The organism is Halioglobus sp. D3-4, assembly GCF_055809315.1.
Genome location: NZ_CM147907.1, coordinates 2,509,465 through 2,532,651 on the forward strand (window position 1 = coordinate 2,509,465; position 23,187 = coordinate 2,532,651).

21 protein-coding genes, 1 tRNA gene and 1 pseudogene are annotated in these 23,187 nt (G+C 55.3%); 7 read left to right on the forward strand and 16 right to left on the reverse strand.

What is annotated here, in order from left to right; genetic code table 11:
• Positions 1–243: 243 nt before the first annotated feature.
• Complete coding sequence (locus AC0L6S_RS10750) at positions 244–1,119, forward strand: NmrA family NAD(P)-binding protein (protein WP_473428488.1); 876 nt, start codon at positions 244–246, stop codon at positions 1,117–1,119.
• Between the two features lie 266 nt (positions 1,120–1,385).
• Here the strand turns inward: AC0L6S_RS10750 and AC0L6S_RS10755 are convergent.
• Positions 1,386–1,505 (reverse strand): annotated as a pseudogene (locus AC0L6S_RS10755) (IS6 family transposase); the annotation flags it as partial.
• A 100-nt stretch (positions 1,506–1,605) separates the two neighbouring features.
• On the opposite strand from AC0L6S_RS10755, the gene AC0L6S_RS10760 reads away from it, so the two are divergent.
• Positions 1,606–1,881 carry a PIN domain-containing protein gene (locus AC0L6S_RS10760; RefSeq protein WP_473428583.1) on the forward strand — a complete coding sequence of 92 codons (276 nt, stop codon included), beginning with the start codon at positions 1,606–1,608 and terminating at the stop codon, positions 1,879–1,881.
• Between the two features lie 108 nt (positions 1,882–1,989).
• Here the strand turns inward: AC0L6S_RS10760 and AC0L6S_RS10765 are convergent, their stop codons facing one another.
• Positions 1,990–2,478 (reverse strand): winged helix-turn-helix transcriptional regulator, encoded by a 489-nt coding sequence (locus AC0L6S_RS10765; RefSeq protein WP_473428489.1) that lies wholly within the window; start codon positions 2,476–2,478, stop codon positions 1,990–1,992.
• A gap of 135 nt (positions 2,479–2,613) precedes the next feature.
• Here AC0L6S_RS10765 and AC0L6S_RS10770 point away from each other — a divergent pair, with 135 nt between their 5' ends.
• Together AC0L6S_RS10770 and AC0L6S_RS10775 are read left to right on the forward strand one after the other, a co-directional pair.
• On the forward strand, positions 2,614–4,908 hold the full coding sequence (locus AC0L6S_RS10770; protein WP_473428490.1) for a molybdopterin-containing oxidoreductase family protein: 2,295 nt from the start codon (positions 2,614–2,616) through the stop codon (positions 4,906–4,908).
• Positions 4,895–5,125: a hypothetical protein gene (locus AC0L6S_RS10775; protein WP_473428491.1), complete on the forward strand. Its 231-nt coding sequence runs from the start codon at positions 4,895–4,897 to the stop codon at positions 5,123–5,125. The genes AC0L6S_RS10770 and AC0L6S_RS10775 overlap by 14 nt, the downstream gene beginning before the upstream one ends.
• A gap of 365 nt (positions 5,126–5,490) precedes the next feature.
• On the opposite strand, the gene AC0L6S_RS10780 is transcribed toward AC0L6S_RS10775, so the two are convergent.
• The 8 genes from AC0L6S_RS10780 to AC0L6S_RS10815 all read right to left on the reverse strand — a co-directional run bounded on the left by AC0L6S_RS10780 (position 5,491) and on the right by AC0L6S_RS10815 (position 11,774).
• Positions 5,491–5,853, reverse strand: coding sequence for a type II toxin-antitoxin system VapC family toxin (locus AC0L6S_RS10780; RefSeq protein ID WP_473428492.1), 363 nt, complete (start codon positions 5,851–5,853; stop codon positions 5,491–5,493).
• Complete coding sequence (locus tag AC0L6S_RS10785) at positions 5,850–6,041, reverse strand: type II toxin-antitoxin system VapB family antitoxin (RefSeq protein WP_232334836.1); 192 nt, start codon at positions 6,039–6,041, stop codon at positions 5,850–5,852. Before AC0L6S_RS10785 ends, AC0L6S_RS10780 begins: the two co-directional genes overlap by 4 nt.
• A 619-nt stretch (positions 6,042–6,660) precedes the next feature.
• Positions 6,661–6,751: transfer RNA gene (locus AC0L6S_RS10790), tRNA-Ser, on the reverse strand.
• Between the two features lie 98 nt (positions 6,752–6,849).
• Positions 6,850–7,041 carry a carbon storage regulator CsrA gene (gene csrA, locus AC0L6S_RS10795; protein ID WP_473428493.1) on the reverse strand — a complete coding sequence of 64 codons (192 nt, stop codon included), beginning with the start codon at positions 7,039–7,041 and terminating at the stop codon, positions 6,850–6,852.
• A 182-nt stretch (positions 7,042–7,223) separates the two neighbouring features.
• Positions 7,224–8,465: an aspartate kinase gene (locus AC0L6S_RS10800; protein ID WP_473428494.1), complete on the reverse strand. Its 1,242-nt coding sequence runs from the start codon at positions 8,463–8,465 to the stop codon at positions 7,224–7,226.
• Positions 8,466–8,579: 114 nt separating this feature from the next.
• The gene (gene alaS, locus AC0L6S_RS10805; protein WP_473428495.1) at positions 8,580–11,180 is read right to left on the reverse strand and encodes an alanine--tRNA ligase; all 2,601 of its coding nucleotides are present in this window, start codon (positions 11,178–11,180) and stop codon (positions 8,580–8,582) included.
• Positions 11,181–11,216: 36 nt separating this feature from the next.
• Positions 11,217–11,564 carry a histidine triad nucleotide-binding protein gene (locus tag AC0L6S_RS10810; RefSeq protein WP_473428496.1) on the reverse strand — a complete coding sequence of 116 codons (348 nt, stop codon included), beginning with the start codon at positions 11,562–11,564 and terminating at the stop codon, positions 11,217–11,219.
• Positions 11,565–11,588: 24 nt separating this feature from the next.
• On the reverse strand, positions 11,589–11,774 hold the full coding sequence (locus AC0L6S_RS10815) for a Trm112 family protein (protein ID WP_473428497.1): 186 nt from the start codon (positions 11,772–11,774) through the stop codon (positions 11,589–11,591).
• A 108-nt stretch (positions 11,775–11,882) separates the two neighbouring features.
• Between AC0L6S_RS10815 and greB the strand changes: the two genes are divergently transcribed.
• Positions 11,883–12,386: a transcription elongation factor GreB gene (gene greB, locus AC0L6S_RS10820; RefSeq protein WP_473428498.1), complete on the forward strand. Its 504-nt coding sequence runs from the start codon at positions 11,883–11,885 to the stop codon at positions 12,384–12,386.
• Positions 12,387–12,460: 74 nt separating this feature from the next.
• Here the strand turns inward: greB and AC0L6S_RS10825 are convergent, their stop codons facing one another.
• Positions 12,461–13,681: a serine hydrolase domain-containing protein gene (locus AC0L6S_RS10825; RefSeq protein WP_473428499.1), complete on the reverse strand. Its 1,221-nt coding sequence runs from the start codon at positions 13,679–13,681 to the stop codon at positions 12,461–12,463.
• Between the two features lie 220 nt (positions 13,682–13,901).
• Here AC0L6S_RS10825 and gcvP point away from each other — a divergent pair, with 220 nt between their 5' ends.
• Positions 13,902–16,796, forward strand: a complete 2,895-nt coding sequence (gene gcvP, locus AC0L6S_RS10830) for an aminomethyl-transferring glycine dehydrogenase (protein ID WP_473428500.1) — start codon at positions 13,902–13,904, stop codon at positions 16,794–16,796.
• A gap of 11 nt (positions 16,797–16,807) precedes the next feature.
• Positions 16,808–17,839: an acyltransferase family protein gene (locus tag AC0L6S_RS10835; RefSeq protein ID WP_473428501.1), complete on the forward strand. Its 1,032-nt coding sequence runs from the start codon at positions 16,808–16,810 to the stop codon at positions 17,837–17,839.
• A 28-nt stretch (positions 17,840–17,867) separates the two neighbouring features.
• On the opposite strand, the gene AC0L6S_RS10840 is transcribed toward AC0L6S_RS10835, so the two are convergent.
• Genes AC0L6S_RS10840 through ectA form a run of 5 tightly spaced genes read right to left on the reverse strand, consistent with a single transcriptional unit; the run spans position 17,868 to position 23,057 of the window.
• Positions 17,868–19,265 carry a sodium/proline symporter gene (locus tag AC0L6S_RS10840; protein WP_473428502.1) on the reverse strand — a complete coding sequence of 466 codons (1,398 nt, stop codon included), beginning with the start codon at positions 19,263–19,265 and terminating at the stop codon, positions 17,868–17,870.
• Positions 19,266–19,281: 16 nt separating this feature from the next.
• Entirely contained in the window at positions 19,282–20,751 is a 1,470-nt protein-coding gene (locus AC0L6S_RS10845; protein WP_473428503.1) for an aspartate kinase, read from the reverse strand.
• A complete protein-coding gene (locus AC0L6S_RS10850) occupies positions 20,748–21,152 on the reverse strand; it encodes an ectoine synthase (protein WP_473428505.1) in 405 nt (134 codons plus the stop codon). The genes AC0L6S_RS10845 and AC0L6S_RS10850 overlap by 4 nt, the downstream gene beginning before the upstream one ends.
• Before the next feature lie 52 nt (positions 21,153–21,204).
• Complete coding sequence (ectB, locus tag AC0L6S_RS10855) at positions 21,205–22,512, reverse strand: diaminobutyrate--2-oxoglutarate transaminase (RefSeq protein ID WP_473428508.1); 1,308 nt, start codon at positions 22,510–22,512, stop codon at positions 21,205–21,207.
• Positions 22,509–23,057: a diaminobutyrate acetyltransferase gene (gene ectA, locus AC0L6S_RS10860; protein WP_473428509.1), complete on the reverse strand. Its 549-nt coding sequence runs from the start codon at positions 23,055–23,057 to the stop codon at positions 22,509–22,511. Before ectA ends, ectB begins: the two co-directional genes overlap by 4 nt.
• Positions 23,058–23,187: the final 130 nt, after the last annotated feature.

Sequence of the window (23,187 nt, forward strand, 5' to 3'; positions counted from 1 at the left end):
CAATAGCTTATCGATTATCAGTTGACCTCGCTCGTGCTTTCTGGTCAATGACCACCAGAATAATAGTGCCAGGTCCCTCTGGGGTGTACAGACCGCGTATCACGGAGAAACCGTAAGCGGAGGTTTGTTACAAGGGGACGCCCATTCATCGGATTGACACGCCCAAGTAAACTGCGATACAAAAACTGTTGGAGCCCATGCACAAAGAAGCCGTTATCATGCAAAGACTCATTCTTGGCCCAAATGGATAGGCCCGAAATTCTCGTAACCGGCGCCACCGGGATGTTCGGAGGCTTGGTGGTGGATGCCTTGCTGCACCTGGGCTATAAGCCGCGTGCTGTCACGCGTAGCCCCGAAAGCGCAGAGTCGCTCGCAAAACGCGGCGCCATTCCGGTCATTGCCGACATGATGAACGAAGCATCACTGATGACGGCACTGGAGGGTGTTGACCGGGCCTTCCTCGTCTCTCCAATGCAGCACGATCTCAATGTGCTGGAGTGTAACTTTATCGATGCCTGCAAGAATTCCAAAGTGCAGCACATCGTCAAACTATACGGTTGTGTAGACCACGGCGACGACCCGCTCAATCAGCTGCACCTTGAATCCATCGAACAGCTGAAAAGCAGCGGATTGGGTTGGACGCTCATATCACCCAATACCGTCATGGAAACCAACTTCTTTCCCCATGCATCTTCAATAATTTCCGACGGCGCCATATATGCTTCTGCCGGGGATGCGCAAGTTGGATTTGTCTGTGCGACCGACTGTGGTGAGGCAGCAGCACGGGTACTGGTCAGCGACGGTCACCATGAGCAGGATTACCAAATTACGGGGCCGCAGGCTGCGACATTTGAGCAAGCAACTGAAGTACTTTCTGGCGTATTGGGCCGGGAGATTCACTACATCGATTTACCGGAAAAAGACATGCTGGAAATATTGACCGGCATCGGCATGACCGCCGAAGAGGCAGAACTGGGCGTTTTATGCCACTATCGATTATTCCGACAGGGCAAGGCCAGCCTGGTGACCAATACAACAGAGCGCTTGCTGGGTCGTCCGGCTACCTCACTAAGTGATTTTTTCCAAAAGCATAAAAGTGCATTTGAAAAACAAGAGTGATGCAGTTTTGAAATTGGTGTGAAGAGCCCAGAACAGATTCTCACCCCTTAAGTATTTTCACGGCGTTGGCAAATCAGCTTCTCCAGACCGAGCAAATCCAGTCTTTCGTTCCAAGCAGCCGCCCTACTCCACTCACCGAACGCACTAACCCTAAGATCACGATAATGCTGGGCTCCAACCAAGTGACTGCCCAGATTCAACAAATTACTGACGGCAGCATGAGCAACCAAGGATCGCCGCGCCTGCCGAACTGATTTGAACTTGCGCATCCCTCGCTCAGCAAGCAGATCTTCGACATCCCGACGGCTAAGATTGAATCGATAGTACAGCCAGACCGCATAAGAAATAATATCGGGAGGGAATCGGTGTCGCTTATAGGTATTCATCCGCAGATTCTATCAATTTCAGTCAGTTAAGGAGGCAATACCCCGAAGCGAGCTTCCTTGCCCGCTTTCCAGAAGGATTTGCCGATCCCGCCATGGCGCAATCAAGTCAAACTCAGAAGAGCTTGCAAAACGCATTGACATGATTCTCTCGGCACTGGAAATCCTGCCACTGGAAACACTTGCCGACCGACATTATGCATCATTACGCCATCGCCTCACGCGTCAGGGAACCCCCATTGGGCCAAATGATCTACTGATCACTGCACATGTACTCAAAAATGACCTTACAGTTATAACCGCCAATGTCGGGGAAATTATCCCGAGTGCCGGAGTTGAAAGTGGAAAACTGGCTGCAGGCATAGTCTGTCACGCCTGAATATTGATTTGCATCCGCGATTGACTCAGAGGCTTCTCCTGGGGCTCAGTTGCCAGGAAAAATTGTTCACCGGGTTGAGGGGATTGGAAGGCGTGGTTTTATGGCCGTTTATCGTTGAATCGGCCCGCGCTCAACTGCTGGATAGTCATCGTCGTGAGGGCGTACGCGTGCTTCAACTTCGCTTAGTTCAAGCGGCTCTCCGCATTCGGAACAAGCGACGTATACCTGATGATCGTGGCCACATTTTTTATGCCGTCGGACAATGGGAGGGCCTGCCTCATCCGAATAATATTTGTCACCCCACGTCAGGAGTGTCGAAATCACAGGGTAAAGCTCTCTCCCTTTCTGCGTCAGGCGATATTCGAACCTGGGAGGTCTTTGCTCATACTGGCTTTGCGTCAATATGCCGTGCTCTTCCAGCAGTTTCAAACGTGACGCCAGCGTTGTCCGCGAGACCTTAAGTCTCTGCTGAAACTCGTCGAATCGGCGTACACCCAGGAAACAATCGCTCAACAATGTGAGTGTCCAGGGATCCCCTAATACAGCCGAGGAGCGTGCTACCGAGCACTGTTGGTCACCGAGTTTGTCTCGTTTCATCTCTTACTTCTATCAATCCAAAGTCATTACAGTCAAGTCACCACCTACAGTGACAAGTTAGCACAGCTCTCTTGACTTAGTCCATAATACAAACTATGTTAATCCATATTATGGACTTACCTAGAGGCTTTTTGCATGCCAGCTGCCAACCCACTTGATCCGCAACAAGTCGTAGATGCGAAGTACGAAGAGCGAAAACTACGTCCTGGCGTGACAATGAAACGTACCATCTGTGGATCATGCGACATCGCGTGCTCTGTGGTCAGCGAAGTGAAGAATGGCCGGGTTGTGCGCGTTCGTTCATCAGACAATCCGATCTTTCGCGATAACATCTGCATGAAGGGCATCATTGCTCCCAAGGGTCTTGCCAACCCCAACCGGATCATGCACCCCATGAAGCGCGTGGGAGAACGCGGGTCGGGTGAATGGGAGCAGGTTACCTGGGAAGAAGCTTTTGCTGATATCGGCACACGGTTAAAGACAATCATCGCGGAACATGGTCCTGAGGCCTGGGCCGTATCAACGAGCCAATGGAATACTGGAACCGATCACGGCCTTGGGCGGCGAATCATGAATCATATCGGCTCCCCAAACTGGACCAGCGGGGTTGCCCTGTGCGCAGGAAATACAGCGGCTATTAACAGGTTTACCTACGGTTGGTTCCCCATAGGTGACTTCCAGAACACAAAATGTATTGTCCTGATGGGGCACAATCCACGTCGACATAGCTGGACTCCGATGTACACATGGATCAGGCAAGCACAGGCACGCGGTGCGAAGCTGATCGTGACCGACCCGCGTCGCAGCTCTAGCGCTGAACGAGCAGATATCTGGCTACCGCTTAAAGTGGGTAGTGATGCTGCGATGATGTTTGGTTGGCTGAAAGTGATTATCGATGAAGAGCTTTACGACAAAGACTTCGTCAAGCAGTGGACGATCGGTTTCGATGAATTGAAAAAACGCGTGGATGAGTATCCGCTGGAACGCGTGGCCAAGCTGACTGGCTGCGATCCAGAAATGATTGCGAAAGCCGCTCGCATGTACGCCACTGAAGGGCCATCAATCATTCCCTGGACGCCGATCACAGACATGCAGCGCAACTCAACATCCGCAATCCGTTTACAGTCAATTTTGAGAGCTATCTGCGGCTATGTCGACGTGCCAGGAGGCGAGCTCTTACAGGGTTTCAATCCGGACATACTTAACGAGTCCGCGATAGAGATGCACCATGTTTTATCTGATGCGCAAAAAGCCAAACAGCTCGGATCAGATGAACACCCCGCGTTTACCTATTGCGGCCAGGAACGCTTCCGCGACCCAACTAAGAAGGTGTGGGGCCAAGAGTATGCAAATCTTATCATGGGCTGTCACATGACGCCGCCTTCCTCGCTGTTTCGCGCTATGGCGGGTGAAGGACCCTATCCCGTCAAGGCATTCTTTTTCCTCGGCAACAATCCAATAATGAGCTACGCGAATATGAAGCTCATTATCAAAGCGATCATGAACCAGGATCTCGTCGTCGCGCATGAGCAGTTCATGACGCCGTCAGCACAGTTGGCGGATTATGTGCTGCCTGCGGACAGTTGGTTGGAGCGCCCCTGGCTCATGGATTCGTTCGGATGGACTTCGACGGTACGCACGTCAGAAAAATCAATGGAGCCGCCCGGTGAGTGCCGGTCAACATTCGATTTCTGGAAATTGCTTGCCGGTGCACTCGATCGACCGGAAATCGTTCCTTGGGAAACTCTGGAAGAGTTCTATGACTACCGTCTGGAGAATTTGGGTATGAGCTGGGAAGAATTTGTTGCCGAGACAGACGTTCATTTCAAAACACCAGAATTTCGCAAATACCTCAAGACAGGTTTTGCAACGCCGAGCGGAAAAGTCGAGTTAAAGTCATCGGCCCTCGAAGAGCTGGGTTTTGATCCGCTACCATACTTCCGGGAGGATCCGCCGATTGATCCTGCGTATCCGCTAATGCTTTTCACTGGTGTACGCGAAGACGGATTCTTCCAAACCGGGCACCGGCACATTGAGGAGATGCGCGAACGTCATCCAGAGCCCTTGATGTTCGTGAGCCCGGGCACTGCCCGAGAGTTCGAGCTTGACGAAGGTGAATGGGTTGAGGTGGAGAACGAACTTGCGAAAATATCGATCAAGGTCGCGATTAAGGATGCCATGCCAAACGGATTGATCAGAATTCCACACGGATGGTGGAAGCCTGAAATGGAGCAAGGTGCTGGACACTTATCGGGTGCGCTGAAATATGCCGATGCTCAACTCTGTCGAGATGACGCAGACTACCTGGATAGGGAGCAGGGCATTCCGCACATCAAAGGTGTGCCGTGCAGGATCAACAAGGTCACCCGAGATCGAGTGGCAGCCGTATCCGTTGCAGAAACTGAGGATACCCCTAATGAGTGCGCGTGAACGCGAGTTAAGAAAGCAAGAGAGGTCCGCCAAACTGACAGCCTTTCTGGCCGGCAAATCCTCTCGAAACAAAAGCTTATCTGACAAAATTTGCAGATACCTGGTGAAACGGGCGACCGCCGTTAAACCTGAAGACGATTTCCTGCGCGATCCGCTTATCGATAACGATCAAGGGTTTGACCCTGATGAACTCGATCGTTTCCAGCGTGGCCAGTAAGTAACGCGAGAACTAAAGTACATCGTCAATGAGCGACCAACCCGATAACCTACCCAACGGTATATCGGTACCTTCTCCTATAATGGGGAAGAGCCGGTATATCTTTAAATTAATGGTATGCTATTGATTTACTTATGTATATTTCGGAGAGCGAGGCATTGATCACAACACCCTAAGGGGTGCTGTGACCCCTACGGGGTGCCTTCGCTGCGCTGCGGCGTCAAAAGGCGTGAGGGTGGTCCCATGGTGCTCCCAAAATCCAGGCTGCTACGTCATGGTGATATCTGTCACAGCCATTCTCGAGCAACGATCACTGGAATAGCAACATGCTACTGCGTGCCAAATTTTTTCCGACCTGCAGGCCACTACTGATAAGCCTTATCCAATTCGACGGCAAGTGCCGCCAACCGCTTATCCCGCGTCCAAATCTTTGCTGGGCCACCTAGAAACGTTGACGAAAGCAGGTGCGCATCTATATACCCTACTCCGCGCCCCATCAATTGGTGCTGTTCAATAAAAAATAATACTTCTTCATCTGTCGCCGTCGCCACCTTCGGAAGACCCGCCAGCAACGCTAAAACTTCCGTTCGATTACTCAAATTACCACAGGCCAACTCACCGATAACGAATGGGTGGGCTAGTACTTGAGTATTCTCCAGCAAGTGCGCCAGCATTTTATTGCCAGACCGCAGATGGTCAACCCAGACCGATGTATCGACTAAAATCATGTACGTCTACGGGGCACAGACTTTAGTTCCGGATCAGTAGCGCCTAACTTCGCTAGTCGACGCGAACTTTCACGCTCGATAAGAGCCTTGAGACCTTCGCGTACCAAGGCCGCTTTTTCAACTACCCCGGTAATCCGCTGTGCCTCGGACATTAACTGGTCGTCGATAGTAACTGTGGTTCTCATCATTTCTTCTCCGATGCTAGAAAAACATCATCGAATTCTACACCATTTGATGCTATTTTTGATGCCCGTTGTTTTTGAATCCCCGGCGCATCGCCAGATCAGCCATAACTATCAAGCCATCTACCCTGTTGCGATTTCATATTGCAACTTCCGGGCACGACCGACCGAAATATCTCAGCTCAGATAACGACCCACTATTTCAATACCAACGATGGAAAGCCAATCTGCGTGAGCTTGAAGTGGAGGACTCATTCGGAGCGGGGTGGCTCTACGCCAAAAGAAACCGCCGGATGCATGATCGTGGATATCAACAAGTACCGCTGGAAAAAGCACTGTCGCGGGTTATTTCAATTGCCGATGGTTGCTTGGGTTACGATTTCGCCAGGCACAAGTAATCTCGAGATATAATGATAGATGGATCGGGCAACGTCCAAGGTTTTGCTGCGAGAGATTGATCAGAACAGCCTTTGGGCTGCTCTGACCCCTACGGCGCTTCGTCGCTGCGCTCCTCGTCCAAAACGCTCCTTGAGTCGCATTTTGTCGAACCGAAGGGTTCGAACCAAGTCCTCGTTTTCTACCACATAAAAAAAGGGGCCCCATAACAGGGGCCCCTTTTTTTATGTGGCGGAGAGCGAGGGATTCGAACCCTCGATAGGGTATAAGCCTATACACCCTTAGCAGGGGTGCGCCTTCAGCCACTCGGCCAGCTCTCCGTAAGTTTTGTGTGACAGACTATCGGGTCGTATCCACAGGCGCGGCATAATACCACAATTCCTGCGGAATCAAAGTCATAGGGGGTTTAGCGCGGGGATTATTCGTTACCTTTTTCGGGAGGTTCATCGCCGTCGTGGATGCGGCTGTAAATTTCCTCTCTATGCACTGCAACCTCTTTCGGTGCGTTGACACCGATGCGTACCTGGTTGCCCTTGACTCCCAGTACCGTCACGGTGACATTATCACCAATCATCAGCGACTCACCTACTCTGCGGGTTAAAATCAACATACGTCCTGCTCTCCAGTCCAGTGCCTGCAGCGCGCCATCAACGACACAGGGATGTGCTTTTTAATACGCTCTATGGCGGTCATTCAACCACGTCTGCGCCTTTAATTACTAGCGGATAATGCGACAAAATCAACGTTACAAAGCGCTATTTCGTACTAAAGTGGCCATTTGGGCTATGTTACTTAGTCTGCGTTTTCGTCAGTTGGTTCCTTTTCCAGGCCGAATGAGGAATGCAATCCTCGCACCGCCAGTTCCAGAAACTTCTCCTCGATGATTACCGATATCTTGATCTCTGAGGTGGTGATCATCAGGATATTGATGCCCAACTCGGAAAGTGCGGCGAACATCTGGCTGGCCACACCGGCGTGCGAGCGCATGCCCACACCCACCACCGACACCTTGGCTATTTTGCTGTCGCTGGTGACTTTCTCGGCTTTGATTTCTTTGGCGACTTGATTCAGCACCTCTTCAGCGCGCACCAGATCAGTACGGCTCACGGTAAATGTGAAATCCGCCGTCTTGTCGTGGCTGATGTTCTGCACGATCACATCCACTTCGATATTGGCATCGCCGATCGGCCCCAATATACGGTAGGCCACTCCGGGCATATCGGGCACACCTTCAATGGTGAGCTTCGCCTCATCGCGATTGAACGCGATTCCCGAAATTGTCGGCATTTCCATTTCGCTGTCTTCCTCCATCGTGATCAGGGTGCCGGGGCCTTCTTTAAAGCTATGCAGAACCCGCAGCGGCACATTGTATTTACCCGCGAATTCCACGGAGCGGATCTGCAACACCTTGGACCCCATACTGGCCATTTCCAGCATTTCTTCGAAGGTGATACGCGACAGGCGACGGGCCTCGCTCACGACACGCGGATCTGTTGTGTATACGCCGTCAACGTCAGTATAGATCTGGCATTCGTCAGCTTTTAGCGCGGCGGCCAGTGCAACAGCGGTCGTATCGGAGCCGCCGCGACCCAGCGTTGTGATATTGCCGCTCTCATCGACACCCTGGAAGCCGGCGACGACGATCACGTACCCGTCATCCAGATCCCGGCGCAGCCGCTCGTCGTCGATCTCGCGTATACGGGCCTTGGTATGCGCATCATCGGTGAGAATACGTACCTGCGAACCGGTATAGGATTTCGCCTTAACACCGCGGCTGGTCAACGCCATGCTCAGCAGCGCTGTTGTCACCTGTTCACCCGTGGACAGCAGCACGTCCAGTTCTCGCAGCACGGGGCGCTCCTGCACTGCATGAGCCAATTCAATCAGGCGATTGGTCTCGCCGCTCATCGCCGATACAACCACCACCACAGAGTGGCCCTCGGCGCGAAATCCCGCAACCTTGTCTGCCACCAAGCCTATGCGGTCGGTATCACCGACCGACGTGCCACCAAATTTTTGAACTATGAGACTCATGTACTCTCGCGTGCACTACCCGCCATACCGGGCCAGATAAAAGGGCGCCATTAAACAACAAAGCGCACAATAATTAAACAGTACGGATGACAGATTTCTTACAGGCCGCGCACATCAATCGAGTTGCGATGACACCCAGTCCGGTACGGTCTGCAATACCTCTGGCAGCGCCTGTACATCGGTGCCACCGCCCTGTGCCATATCCGGCTTACCGCCGCCTTTGCCCCCCAGCCGCTGGGCGTATTCGCGCATCAGGTCACCGGCCTTTATACGCCCGGTGAGATCCTTGGTGACACCGGCAGCCAATGCGATTTTATCGCCTGTCACCGCCGACAGCAGGATGACGGCACTGCCGAGTTTGTTCTTGCACTGATCGAGGGTATCGCGCAGCGATTTGGCATCGGCACCGTCGACGTTTGCCGCCAGTACTTTAATGCCGGCAACCTCCACCGCATCGGCGGTGAGATCGGCACCTGCAGATGTGGCGAGCTTCTGTTTCAGGCGCGCGATCTCTTTTTCGAGATCGCGATTTTCACTGCGTAATGCGGCCACTTTTGCCGCCACGTTGTCAGTGGTGCCCTTCACCACTTCACAAATGGATGCCAGGTGCTGTTCGTTCTGATCAATTAACACCAGCGCGGCACTGCCGGTCACAGCCTCTATGCGGCGCACACCGGAGGCTACCCCGGATTCGGACACGATGCGCAGCAGGCCAATATCGCCAGTGCGATCGACGTGTGTGCCGCCGCACAACTCCACGGAAAAATCGTCATCTCCCATGGACAACACCCGCACTTCGTCGCCGTATTTCTCGCCGAACAGTGCCATTGCACCGGCGGCCACGGCATCCTCCATCGACATTACGCGAGTGAGTACAGCGGTATTGCCGCGTATCTGGTCATTCACCACTGCCTCAATCGTTTTGAGCTGCTGCGGGCTCACCCCTTCCGGGTGGGAGAAGTCAAACCGCAGACGCTGTGAATCAACCAGCGAACCCTTTTGCTGCACATGATCGCCCAACTCGCGGCGCAGCGCGGCGTGCAGGAGGTGGGTGGCACTGTGATTGAGGCGGGTACGTTGCCGCACATCACTATCCACTTCAGCTCGTAGTTTATCGCCGCTCTTCACGTTACCACTGAGGACTTTGACGTGGTGCAGGTGATGCTCGGAGGACTTTGTGGTGTTTGACACTTCCAGCCGCACATTGTCGCCACTGAGGTAACCCGTATCACCCACCTGCCCCCCGGATTCGCCGTAAAACGGGGTGCAGTCCAATACTAGTGCGCCGGATTCATCTGCCCCGAGTTCGGCCACTTCCTCGCCCTCGCGCAGTAGCGCAGTGACCCTGCCCTCGCCCGCCAGGCTGTCGTAGCCGGTAAATTCAGTGCTGCCTTCCAGCTTCAGTACGTCGTTGTAATCCACTTTAAAGCTGCCGCTTTCCTGCGAGCGATTGCGCTGCTCGGCCATCGCAGCATCGTAGCCTGCGATATCCAGTGTCAGGTTGCGCTCGCGGGCAATATCGTTGGTCAGATCGAGCGGAAAGCCGTAGGTGTCGTACAACTTAAACACCACATCACCTGGAATAACCGTGCCCTCGAGACCGGCCAACGCCTCCTCCAGAATCTGCATGCCGTTATCCAACGTGCGTGCAAACTGCTCCTCTTCCGCCAACAGTGCCTTTTCGGCCTGCTCCTGACGCTCTCTCAACTCGGGATAGGCATCGCCCATCTGCTCGGCCAGCGTAGCGACCAGTTTATGAAAAAAGGGTTTATCCGCGCCGAGTTTGTTGCCGTGGCGAATGGCGCGGCGGATGATGCGGCGCAGCACGTAGGCCCGCCCCTCGTTGCCGGGCATCACGCCATCGACGATCAGGAATGCACAGGAGCGGATGTGATCGGCGATCACGCGCAGCGAAGTGTGCGTAAGATCCGAAACCTGTAACACCTGCGCGGCAGCTTTGATTAGCGCCTGAAACAGATCGATCTCGTAGTTGCTGTTTACCTTCTGCATCACCGCGGCGATGCGCTCCAGCCCCATGCCGGTATCCACCGAGGGGTGCGGCAGCGGGTGCAGTTCACCGCTCTGGTCGCGGTTGTACTGCATGAACACCAGATTCCAGATTTCGATATAGCGATCCAGGTCATCATCCGGGCTGCCCGGCGGGCCACCGGGCAGGTGATCGCCGTGGTCGTAGAATATTTCACTACAGGGGCCGCAGGGGCCGGTGTCGCCCATCTGCCAGAAATTGTCTTCGTCGAGACGCGATATCCGCGCCTTGGGGAACCCGATCTCTTCAATCCAGATTTGCTCGGCTTCATCGTCGGAGACATGCACCGTCACCCACAGTTTCTCCGGTGGCAGGCCGAGTGTGCCGGTGAGGAAATCCCAGGCATAGCGGATCGCTTCGCGCTTGAAGTAATCGCCGAAGCTAAAATTACCCAGCATCTCGAAGAAGGTGTGATGCCGCGCGGTGTAGCCGACATTTTCCAGGTCATTATGCTTGCCCCCGGCCCGCACACAGCGCTGGCTGCTGGTAGCGCGCACATAAGAACGCGGCTCTGTGCCCAGGAACGTATCCTTGAACTGATTCATACCCGCATTGGTAAACAGCAGGGTCGGATCGTTGCCCGGCACCAGGGAACTGCTGGCCACACGGGTGTGATCATGCTGTTCAAAATAGGCCAGGAAGGCCTCGCGTACTTCTACGGTCTTCATATTCAGTCTCGGTTAAACGGGGCTGGGGCGGCCTGTTCAGCGCGCCATATTGCCTTCAGAAAATGGTTTGCCGCCAATGATATGCAGGTGCAGGTGAAAGACCGTCTGGCCGGCATTGGCGCCATTGTTCACCAGCAAACGGAACGCGTCGCCGACACCCTGCTGCTCGGCCACCTTGGCGGCGACCAGCATCAGGTGCCCCAACAAGGCCTGATCCTCCGCCTGCGCATCCACCAGACGGGGTATGCCGCGCTTGGGGATGACCAACACATGAACCGGGGCCTGCGGGTTGATATCGTTGATAGCGATACAGTGCTCATCCTCATAGAGAAAGTTACTGGGTATCTCGCCGCGGATGATTTTACCGAAAATAGTGTCTGACATGCGAACGCCTACTTTTCCTTCTATTTAACCCAGTTTTTCATCAGCGGTGAGTGGTCTGGCTTCGCTTTCCAGCATCACCGGGATCCCGTCGCGCACCGGATATGCCAGACCGGAGGCCTTGCAGATCAGTTCATCTTTATCCTCGTCGTATTCCACCGGCGCCTTGCTAACCGGGCAAACAAGAATACTGAGCAGTTTTTTGTCGATCATTGCTATACCACAATACAAATCAGGGCTGGCATTATACGGGCTTTTTCAGGGCTTTGGCATGGGGGCAACGGCATTTTGTTCAGCAGCCACAACAGCTAGAATAGCGCGATGGGACGCTACCGACCACCGCGACAGCGCGGATCAAAATATATTACTCCAGAGGGCGAAAAGGCCCTGCGGGAAGAGTTGCATCAGCTGTGGAAAGTTGAACGCCCCATCGTGGCCGACGCTGTCCACGAGGCTGCGAAGAACGGTGATCGCTCTGAAAACGGCGATTACATCTACGGCAAAAAGCGCCTGCGTGAAATCGATTCCCGAGTACGCTTCCTCAATAAACGGCTGGACGAAGTCGAGGTCGTGCAGCGCGCACCCGGCGACACCGGAAAGATTTTCTTCGGCGCCTGGGTCACGCTGGAAAACGAGGCCGGGGAAGAGTCGCGCTGGCGCATCGTCGGCCCCGACGAATTCGATCTGGCGCAGCACAAGCTCAGCATGGATTCACCGATGGCCCGGGCACTGCTGGGCAAATGTCTGGACGATGAGGTCATGGTGCACAGTCCCTCTGGCGAGCAGCTGTATTATGTCACCGATATTAGCTACCAGATGGCGTGACCCGGCCCAGCCAGTGGTAGTTGTGCGGCGTCATTCGACCGACAGCGACTAACTGCAAGCCAAAATCCGCCCTGTCAGGTCAGCGCGCCGTAGATAATGTTCTCCAGCTGCCCCCTGAAATTGAATGTGCTGGACGGCATCAACTGCGTCATAAAGACCACGACCAGCTCCTCTGCCGGATCTACCCAGAACAGTGTACTGGCCAGCCCGCCCCAGAAATAACTGCCCACCGATCCCGGATAACCGTTGCGCACAGGGTCCAGTTTGGTAGCAAAGCCGAGGCCGAAGCCAACGCCCTCGTAAGCGGACTCACTGAATCCTCCGGTTGCGAATTTCGACATATCGGCGCCACCGGGGAGGTGATTGCGGGCCATGAATGCCAGCGTGCGCGAGCCGATAATCCGGGTTCCGTCCACTGTTCCACGACCGAGTAACATCTGGCAGAAGCGGTAGTAATCTCCAATCGTGGAAACCAGACCGCCACCGCCGGAATAAAAGCTGCGGTTGGCGTAGGCGCTGTCCTGACCATCGTCGGTCAGCGCCATCTCCTTCTGGAGATTGCGCTGATAGCAGGAGGCAAAGCGCTGCACCTTGTCAGGCTCAATCTCAAACCGGGTATCATCCATGCCCAGCGGGTCAAAAATCACTGTTTTCAGGTATTCCGGCAGGCTCTGCCCGCTGATTACTTCTATCAGATGGCCCAGTACGTCGGTCGCCAGCGAATAATTCCAGCGCTCACCGGGCGAGAACTCCAGCGGCAGTTGCGCCAGTTCGTCGACCATGTCCTGCAGGGTATAGCCTGGGCGCACCAGCCCCACCTGCAGCTTGCGGTAGGCGTAATCGATATTGGTAGCGCGCAGGAAATCGTAGGTCAATCCACTGGTATGCATGAAAAGATCGCGAATCGTCATTGCGCGGGCGGGACGCGCGGTTTCAAACAGCGGCAGTGAACCGGCGCGCCATACGCGCAGATCTTTCCATCCGGGAATGTAGCGATGCACGGGATCATCGAGTGAGAATAGTCCGCGCTCGTGCAGCGTCATCATCGCCAGCGAGGTGATCGGCTTGGACATGGAGTAGATGCGCATAATGGTGTCTTCGGTCATCGGCGTACCGCGCGCGACATCGCGCTGACCCTGAATATCGAGGAAGCACGCATGGCCGCGACGCGCCACCAGCGTAATGCTTCCGGGAATCTTGCCCGGTCCCACATACCGCTGTCCGAGGTGTTCACTCACCCGGGCCAACTGACCACTATCTAGCCCAACGGATTCCGGCGCAACAAGTTCCAACATTAACAGCTCCCTGACTCTGGTGAAAAACCCGCCTAGTGATACCTGCGCGGGCGTGAAAAGGCAAGCGCGCAGACCGCAGCACCACCTGCAGCGGGGCGCCGGCGCCGCTTCGCCAAACCAGAAATTATTGCCCGAAGATACCCTATCTTGATACCATCGAGGCTTCCCGATACACCCAGATCGTCAACAACCCCTTTTTTTGATCAATCACGGAGCACCCATGAGCCGCCCGTCCCTCTTTGAATTGGAAAATCACAGCGACTTTATCCAGCGCCATATCGGGCCGACGGTTAAGCAGCAGACGGCGATGGCCCAGGCCATTGGTTATGACTCTCTGGACGCTCTGATAGACGATACCGTACCGGGCTCTATCCGCCGGCAGGAACCGATGCAACTGGGCGGTGCACAAACGGAACAACAGGTCATCGCACGCCTGCGCGAAATGGCCGATCGCAATACGGTCAATCGCTCCTTTATCGGCACGGGCTACCACGACACCATCACTCCGCCGGTCATTCAGCGCAATGTGCTGGAAAACCCAGGCTGGTACACGGCATATACGCCCTATCAACCCGAAATATCCCAGGGTCGGCTGGAAGCGCTGCTGACGTTCCAGCAAATGATCCTGGACCTCACCGGCATGGATCTGGCGAACGCCTCGATGCTGGATGAAGGCACAGCTGCTGCGGAGGCGATGACGCTGCTACAGCGCGTCAACAAAAAAAACCGCAGTAGCACCTTTCTGGTCGCGGACGATTGTCACCCTCAGACCATCGCGGTTATCAAGACCCGCGCCGAGGCACTGGATATCGAAGTCGTCGTAGGCGACCCGGCCACCCTGCTGGAAAACCACGAGGCGTTCGGCCTGCTGCTGCAATATCCCGGCACCTACGGCCACCTGAACGACATCTCGCCGCTGGTGGAGCAATCCCACGCAGCCAATACGCTGGTGGCAGTGGCCGCCGACATTATGTCCCTGCTGCTGGTGAAATCTCCGGGATCACTCGGTGCAGATGTAGTGCTGGGCAATACGCAGCGCTTTGGCGTTCCGATGGGCTTTGGCGGCCCGCACGCGGCCTTCTTCGCAACGCGCGATGCCTACAAGCGTTCAACACCGGGCCGGATTATCGGCGTATCTGTGGATCGGCGCGGCAATCAGGCACTGCGTATGGCAATGCAGACACGCGAACAGCATATACGTCGCGAGAAGGCCACCAGTAACATCTGCACCGCACAGGCGCTGCTGGCCATTATGGCAGCGTTCTACGCAATGTATCACGGGCCGAAAGGCTTGCGTCGCATCGCCACCCGTATTCAGCGCCTCACCGGCATTCTGGCCAAAGGGTTGGAGGACGCGGGGTTCGTCGCCGACAACAGCACCTTCTTCGACACGCTCTGCTACACCGTGGGCGACAAGCAGCAGGCCATCGTCAAGCGCGCGCTGGACAGCGGCTTGAATCTCCGCATTATCGGCACTGACCGGCTGGGCATTGCGCTGGATGAAACGACCGATGCGCGCGATATCGCAGCACTGTGGGCCGCCTTTACCGATGACAGTACGCTGCCGGCCGTCGAGCATGTCGACGACAAGGTGCGCGAGAACAGCGGCATTCCGGATCAGTTGCTGCGCTCGATTGACTATCTGCAGCACCCCCTGTTCAACAACTATCACTCGGAAACAGAAATGCTGCGCTACATGCGCTATCTGGAGGACAAGGACATCGCGCTCAACCGCTCGATGATCCCGCTGGGCAGTTGCACCATGAAGCTCAATGCGACCACCGAGATGCTGCCTGTGACCTGGCCCGAGTTTGCCGGGCTGCACCCGTTCGTCCCTGCGGACCAGAGCGCCGGCTACCATGCCATGCTGGCCGACCTCGAACATATGTTGATCGAGTGCACCGGTTACGATGCGATTTCACTGCAACCCAACGCCGGGTCACAGGGAGAGTATGCCGGGCTGCTGGCGATTCGCCGCTATCATGAAAGCCGCGGTGACTCACAGCGCGATGTGTGCCTGATTCCGGCCTCCGCACACGGCACCAACCCGGCCAGTGCAGCACTGGCCGGTATGCGCGTGGTCATCGTGGAATGCGATGCGCTGGGCAATGTCGATATGGCAGACCTGCGCGCCAAGGCGCAGCGCCACACGCAGGACCTGTCCTGCATCATGGTGACCTACCCCTCCACGCACGGCGTATTCGAGGAATCCATCATTGAATTGTGCGAGATCGTGCACGAGCATGGCGGTCAGGTGTATGTGGACGGCGCCAACCTGAACGCGCTGGTGGGCATTGCCGCACCGGGCAAGTTCGGCGCAGATGTCTCCCACCTCAACCTGCACAAAACGTTCTGTATTCCCCACGGTGGCGGCGGGCCGGGTATGGGCCCTATCGGTGTCGGTGCACACCTGCAGCCGTTTCTGCCAAGCCACCCGGTGGTCCCGGTAAAAGGCTTGAGTGCCGACAATGATGTTGTCGCCGCCGCGCCGTATGGCAGCGCCTCCATACTGCCCATTTCCTGGGCCTACATCGCACTGATGGGTGCCGAGGGGCTGGCACAAGCCACCAAAGTCGCCATCCTTAATGCCAACTACATCGCGCACCGGCTGAAGGACCACTACCCGGTCCTGTACACAGGCAGCAGCGGCAATGTTGCGCATGAGTGCATTCTTGATATTCGCCCGATCAAGGAAGAGAGCGGTATTTCCGAAGAAGATATTGCCAAGCGCATGATCGACTACGGCTTTCACGCACCGACCATGTCATTCCCGGTGGCGGGCACACTGATGGTTGAGCCAACGGAGTCGGAATCGCTGGCGGAACTGGACAGGTTCTGCGATGCCCTGATTGCTATACGCGAAGAGATTCGCGCAGTGCAGGACGGCGTATTTGACGCCACTGACAACCCACTTTGCAATGCACCGCATACACTGGCAGATATCGCGGCGAATTCATGGGATCATGCCTATGAGCGAGAACAGGCCGCCTACCCGGTGGAATCACTGCGCCGCTATAAGTACTGGGCACCCGTGAACCGAGTGGACAATGTGTACGGTGACCGCAACCTGTTTTGCGCCTGCCCGGCGATTGATTCTTACCGAGAGACGGAATAGGAAATGCTGAAGTGGCGGAGCCCAGAGCACAGCTAGACCAGGTACAATTCCTGCGTGGGATAGCCGCGTTCTCAATCCTGATTGCGCACACGCCCTATCTGCAGGGCGGGCATTTTGGCGTTGACCTGTTCTTCGTGATCAGCGGCTTTATCATGATGTATGTGACAGAGCGCTCTCATGAGAACTTCCTTCTTAAGCGCGCGGTCCGCATTATTCCGCTGTACTGGCTGGGTACGCTGGGCCTTTACTCCCTCACATGGGTCGCGCCAGGACTGTTGAATACGGCGTCGACGGATGTCACCCACCTGCTCAAATCACTGTTCTTCATCCCCTATTTCAACGGGCATACGTTCGAGCCATTACTGCGGCTTGGGTGGACACTGAACTACGAAGTCTTCTTCTATCTGGTGTTCTTCGTGTCGATGTCGTTCAATCACAGATACAGGGCAGCGGTTACCACGGCCCTGTTATCGAGCCTTGTGTTAATGGGACAACTGATTCAGCCTGAAAACGGTGTCGCCAAATTCTACACCAGCCCAATCCTGTTGGAATTTGTCTACGGAATGCTGGCGTTCTATGTCTTTCGCGCGACACAAAGTCGCCGGGAGACCATGGGGAGTGGCACTGCCAAGGTGTGCGCAGTGCTTGGCACAGCCCTATACGTCGCGATGTTTTTTATTCCCTGGTCTGAGGATTACTCGATCCGATACTTGATGTGGGGGCTACCGAGCCTGCTGGTTTTCATGCTGGTGGCTATCGGCGGATCGAGCGTGAAAACGCTAGGCTTTTTTGTCCTGCTGGGCAATGTGAGCTATTCACTGTACCTGCTCCATCCCTATGTCATACACCTGATAGATCGCAAGATCTATTCCATCAGTGAACCGGGCGCGATGGCCATCGTGTTTACGCTCGTGGCCTATGCGCTCAGCATTGTGGTAGCTTATATCAGCTGGCGCTTCATTGAACAGACCTCGCAGCGCTACCTGATGAACAGGTGGTACAGTTACAAGGGCAGGCTGTCTGCGCAACAAGCCGCGTCCTGAGAAGGCCGTTTGGTAGCTGGATACCCTGCTATCGCCGCGACGGTGACTGTGTATTCAGCATCAGGATAACCAGCCCAGTGAGCATTCCGGCCAACCCCTCATAGATAAACTGCTCCCAGCCCAGCGAGCGCCATACAAAGACAACGACGAGGCCGGCAGCAATCGCCACGAGGCTGGCCGTTTGCGTCGGATTCCTGCCCAGACATAGGACAATCAACAGCGGTGCAAAAGCGCTCGCCAATGCCGACCACGCCATTATCACCAGACTGAACACACTCTGGTTGTTGGCCAGCGCCAGCGACAACGCCACGGCTGTAATGGCTACTGTGGTGAGTTTGATCACCGTAGACGGCACCTTTTTGTGCGGCAGGAGATCATGAGTCACAGAGGCGGAACAACTCAGTACCAGTGAATCTGCTGTCGACATTGTGGCGGCAAAGACCCCGGCCAGAATAAGCCCTACCAGCGGGGCAGGCAGCAGTTCCAGTGCCATGGTCGGCAGTGCCAACTCCGCGTCAAACGCTGCAGTATCGGTAAGATACACACGAGCGAGCAACCCGACGATCACCGCCATCGCATGAAACGCGATAAACCACAGGTAGTACCAGATTTTCGCGCGGCGCATACTGGCCACATCGTCCAGCGCCATAAAACGCACCATGACATGCGGTTGACCAATCACCGACATACCGGCGAATACCCAGCCCAGTGCAAACAGCACCGCACCGGCCACACCTGGCACGAACAGATCGGTGGGGAACCAATTGGTGAAATCAGGAATGGCCTGCATTTGCGCATGTGCTGCCGAGACGCCGCCCAGTGCATTCACGGCCACCACCAGTAATAACCCCATTGCAACAATCATCACCAGTGATTGCGCCGCATCCGTCCAGATGGACGCGCGGATGCCGCCCGCCATGCAGTAAGTCACCACCAGCACCGCACCCAGAATGGCGCCGGCAGACTCAGGCCAGCCAAACAGCACATAAAGGGCCTTGGAGCCCGCTACCAGCTGTGCACTGGCGTAGGCCAGCAGAAACAAGATGGAGATTGCGCCTATGACGCGCTGCAAGCGCGGGTTGCGCACACCGTGCCAGTTACTCAGCACCCCGGCGTAGCTCACCTCGCCGGTTTGCTCAGTGGCGGCGCGCAGCCTTGCGTGCACAAACAGTGAACCGAGAAAATCGCCGGTTATCCAACCGACCATTAACCACATCGCGGGGAAACCGGTGACGTAGCTGTAACCGATAACCCCGATGAACATATAGCCGCTGTTGTTGGTCGCGACGGCTGACAACCCGGTCAGCCAGGGTTTGACAGTGCTGCCTGCCAGATAATAATCCGCACCGGTGCCTCGACTCAGCTTGACCGAAGAGACCCCGATCAGGGTGAACAGCAGCAGAAAACCGACAAACGATGCAATCATCTGCTGTGGCCGCTAACTAGACAGTAGCGGCGCAAATCGCCAACCCGTGGTCATGCACCTCGACCAAGGCCTTATGCATGCGTCGAATTGCCTCCTCGTAATCGGACTCTTCCACCACAAACTGCATATCCACCTGCCGCATGGACTGGTGCATCGCCTGTACGCCGATGTCACCGTCTGCGAGGGTGGTTACAGCCTTGGCCAGAATCCCATTGACGCGCAGGTCACTGCCGATCGCGGAGACGATCGCCACCTGCTTCTGGTCTATTTCAGCTTCCGGGTACAGCGCTTCGAGTTCTCGCCGGATCCGTTTGATCGTTTTCAGGTTACAGGACAAATAGTGCGTGATGGTATTGGCATTGATATCCTTGGCGACAACCTGCGCCCTGAAACGCCCTATCACCGCGAGAATATTCTGGTCGTGCTGGTTGTTCTGGCCGGCCATATTCTGGTCGAACACCTCCAGTGAAAAGATACCCTTGCTGCCGGCGATAATTTCCACGCGCGCCGTTTTACTCACGTAGTCAGCCGTGATCAGGGTGCCGTTGTGCTCCGGCTCAAAAGTATTCTTCACACGCAGGGGGATATCGTGCTGACGCAGCCCTTTGGCCGCGCGCGGATGGATAGCCTCCATGCCGAGGTTCGCCAACTGATCGGCAACATCGTAGTTTGTCCTGCCAATAGGGACGGCATTGGCCTCACCGACCAATGCGGGGTCAGCGCTGCTCAGGTGAAACTCCTTGTGGATAATCGCCTCGCAGGCGCCGGTCAACACCGCTATGCGACTGAAGGTCATCTCCGTGTAGCCTCTGTCAAAGCTCGACATAAGACCTTCTTCTGTGTGGGCGTAACCTGTCACAATGGGAAGTGACGTGGCGCAATCTATATCCTTGAAGGCGCTTTCAATGCGACTGTCCAGGGACATATGCTCTTCTGACTGCCAACCTGTGAGGTCCACAAACCTGGCATTGATGCCATCGCGTTGCAGCAGTTGCACTGTATTCCAGGCGCTCTGCGCCTCGCCAATACTAGCAAGCATTTCACGTACCGTTGCCAGATGCATATCCAGCGCGAAGTGCCCGTGCCGGCACAGTTGTGCCAGGTTATCTAGGCAGGCGGCAGCCGAATCCAGCCGCTCACCGACAAAGCGATTGGCGCGTTCAACATCCAACGAATCGGAGAACAATTCGCCGTTCAATGCATATAATTCGGTCCGCAGCAGATCCATCTCATCACGCCAGCTCCCCTCCAGTTTGCTGCCTGCAAAGAGTGCGAAAACGCCGGGATGCCCTGTCTTCTTGTGCTCGAGCAGCCGATTGGTGATGCCGGCATAGGCCGAGACGACAATAATGCGGTTGTAGGGCTCGTCCACGCGGCCACCACCGAGGATGATATTGTCGCGAACCGTGGTGTAATCAAGCATGGAGGTACCGCCGATTTTCTCAACGGTATGCGAACGCGCGGCTGTCTTGATATCCGCTGTCATGCGTCCACCTCCTCTGCCTCCAGTTCATAGGCGCCCTGCTCGTTGTGCACTTCCTTGCCGCTCAACGGGGGATTGAAGACACAGGCCATCTTCATCTCACTGTGGGCACGCAGTATGTGCTCGTCGTGCTTGTCGAGAATATAGAGGGTACCTGGTGAGATGGGGTGACGCTGGTTGTCTGCAAGGGTTTCAACTTCACCCTCGCCGGACATGCAGTAAACGGACTCCAGATGGTTCTGGTAGTGCATGCGGAAGTCGGCGCCGGCGTAGATAGTCGTAATATGAAAAGAGAAGCCCATGTTGTCGCCCTTGAGTAACAGGCGCGTGCTTTCCCAGTTACCGTCTGGTGAAACGATACGGCGTGAGGACTTTTCAGCTTCACTCAACTGTCTGACGATCATGGTCGGAATACTCCGTTGTACATTTAAAAAAGGGGTTCGTGTGTACGGCGAGTTACGCCGTCTTGCGCGGCTCTTCGAAAAAGTCGACTTCCTCTGGAATCGGGGTTTCCCTGGCACAGGTTTCGAGGATCGCCTGCTCTACAATATCCAGCCCCCTCTTGAGGTTTTCGTCCGAGATAATCAGCGGACAAAGGAACTTCACCACATGATCATCGGCACCACTGGTCTCGATGATCATACCCTGTTTGAACGCCTGACGCGTGATAGCTCCGGCCAGTTCGCCGTTGACGCAATTGATACCCTGGAACATACCGCGACCACGCGTGGTGAAATTGCCGTCGCCGTGATTGGCCACAATCGATTCGAGGCGCTGAGACACATATTCTCCTTTGCGCTTTATCTCTCTGGAGAAAGCATCATCAGACCAGTAGTGATCGATGGCCGCCTTGGCAGTAACAAAGGCAAAGTTGTTGCCGCGGAAGGTGCCGTTGTGCTCGCCCGGCTTCCACTGATCGAGATCAGGCTTGATCAGCACCACCGCAAACGGCAGGCCATAGCCGCCGAGGGATTTGGACAGCGTGACAATATCGGGCTTAATGCCGATCTCTTCAAAACTGAAATAGGTGCCGGTGCGTCCACAACCCGCCTGAATATCGTCGACAATCAACAACATGTCGTGCCTACGGCAGACAGCTTCGAGGTTTCTCAACCACTCAAAGGATGCCGCATTGATACCGCCTTCCCCCTGTACGGTTTCGACGATGACAGCCGCAGGTGCATCAACACCGCTGCTGGAGTCGCTCAACACCTTGTCAAGATACGCAGTGGTGTCAAAATCGTCACCGAGATACCCGTCGTAGGGCATTCTGGTGGCGCCGTTGAGCGAGACGCCGGAAGCCCCACGGTGATGCGAGTTTCCGGTGGCCGCGAGCGCACCGAGGCTGACACCGTGAAAGCCATTGGTAAAGGAAATAATATTCTCACGCCCTTTGATATTGCGGGCGAGTTTCAATGCCGCCTCAACAGCATTCGTACCGGTCGGTCCGGTGAACTGCATGACATAGTCCAGCGAGCGCGGCTTGAGAATTTTCTCGTTAAAGGTTTCCAAAAATTCGCCCTTGGCCTTGGTGTGCATGTCCAGCCCATGCGTAATGCCGTCCTCGCTGATATAGTCCAGCAACTTCTCTTTGAACAAAGGATTGTTGTGGCCATAGTTCAAGGTGCCGGCGCCAGCCAGAAAATCCAGGTACTGATTGCCATCCTCGTCATACAGGTATTCGCCCTGCGCGCGGTTGAACACACGGGGAAACGCGCGCGCGTAGCTTTGTACTTCCGATTCAATTTCCTCAAATATCTTCATGCAATCATCTCCTTTGTAATATTGGCAGAACCGGCCCCTGATTCGCGGGCTTGCGCGCCCAGTGGCCCGATTCTCACCAGAATTTCTGTCGGTTTCGTACCGTCGAAATGCGCTGCGCGCTGAAACAACTCAGACTGTTCAAGACCGGCACCCTGACGGCGTGCAAACCCCTTGAAAAGCGCCCAGGACGCTTCATTGGAGGCTGTCACCGTGGTCTCCAGATAGCGGACACCGCTGCACTCCGGCCGCGCCAGAATGTCTGCCAGCATCCGGCCTCCCAGCCCTTGCCCTCTGGCGTCTTCACTGACCGCCACTTGCCACACAAACAAGGTGTCCTCGCGCCCAGGCACCAGATACCCGCTCACGGCGGACACCAGCGCTTGATCGCGCTCAGCAACGACCGAAGTGGTTGAAAAGTGCGAGCACTGCAGCAGATTGCAGTACATCGAATTCTCGTCCAGCGGAGGACACGCTTTGACCAGTGCGTGCAGTGCGCTGCCGTCATGGGGTGACGGCCGACGTAATGTGACAAGGCTATCGCTCACAGATTCTATCTACCCTAATATTTCGTTCACTATGCAAAAATCACAGGAAATTATAATGAAAATGAAGAATTTATCAACCAAATGGCGCTATAATCCACAATTGCGCGCAATAATATACTTTTAGTACTAA

Excerpts from the sequence above, each read along its gene's own strand:
- AC0L6S_RS10750 (WP_473428488.1), top strand. The coding sequence starts at position 244 with ATGGATAGGCCCGAAATTCTCGTAACCGGCGCCACCGGGATGTTCGGA.
- AC0L6S_RS10765 (WP_473428489.1), bottom strand. The coding sequence starts at position 2,478 with ATGAAACGAGACAAACTCGGTGACCAACAGTGCTCGGTAGCACGCTCC.
- AC0L6S_RS10770 (WP_473428490.1), top strand. The coding sequence starts at position 2,614 with ATGCCAGCTGCCAACCCACTTGATCCGCAACAAGTCGTAGATGCGAAG.
- AC0L6S_RS10775 (WP_473428491.1), top strand. The coding sequence starts at position 4,895 with ATGAGTGCGCGTGAACGCGAGTTAAGAAAGCAAGAGAGGTCCGCCAAA.
- AC0L6S_RS10780 (WP_473428492.1), bottom strand. The coding sequence starts at position 5,853 with ATGATTTTAGTCGATACATCGGTCTGGGTTGACCATCTGCGGTCTGGC.
- AC0L6S_RS10785 (WP_232334836.1), bottom strand. The coding sequence starts at position 6,041 with ATGATGAGAACCACAGTTACTATCGACGACCAGTTAATGTCCGAGGCA.
- csrA (WP_473428493.1), bottom strand. The coding sequence starts at position 7,041 with ATGTTGATTTTAACCCGCAGAGTAGGTGAGTCGCTGATGATTGGTGAT.
- AC0L6S_RS10800 (WP_473428494.1), bottom strand. The coding sequence starts at position 8,465 with ATGAGTCTCATAGTTCAAAAATTTGGTGGCACGTCGGTCGGTGATACC.
- alaS (WP_473428495.1), bottom strand. The coding sequence starts at position 11,180 with ATGAAGACCGTAGAAGTACGCGAGGCCTTCCTGGCCTATTTTGAACAG.
- AC0L6S_RS10810 (WP_473428496.1), bottom strand. The coding sequence starts at position 11,564 with ATGTCAGACACTATTTTCGGTAAAATCATCCGCGGCGAGATACCCAGT.
- AC0L6S_RS10815 (WP_473428497.1), bottom strand. The coding sequence starts at position 11,774 with ATGATCGACAAAAAACTGCTCAGTATTCTTGTTTGCCCGGTTAGCAAG.
- greB (WP_473428498.1), top strand. The coding sequence starts at position 11,883 with ATGGGACGCTACCGACCACCGCGACAGCGCGGATCAAAATATATTACT.
- AC0L6S_RS10825 (WP_473428499.1), bottom strand. The coding sequence starts at position 13,681 with ATGTTGGAACTTGTTGCGCCGGAATCCGTTGGGCTAGATAGTGGTCAG.
- gcvP (WP_473428500.1), top strand. The coding sequence starts at position 13,902 with ATGAGCCGCCCGTCCCTCTTTGAATTGGAAAATCACAGCGACTTTATC.
- AC0L6S_RS10840 (WP_473428502.1), bottom strand. The coding sequence starts at position 19,265 with ATGATTGCATCGTTTGTCGGTTTTCTGCTGCTGTTCACCCTGATCGGG.
- AC0L6S_RS10845 (WP_473428503.1), bottom strand. The coding sequence starts at position 20,751 with ATGACAGCGGATATCAAGACAGCCGCGCGTTCGCATACCGTTGAGAAA.
- AC0L6S_RS10850 (WP_473428505.1), bottom strand. The coding sequence starts at position 21,152 with ATGATCGTCAGACAGTTGAGTGAAGCTGAAAAGTCCTCACGCCGTATC.
- ectB (WP_473428508.1), bottom strand. The coding sequence starts at position 22,512 with ATGAAGATATTTGAGGAAATTGAATCGGAAGTACAAAGCTACGCGCGC.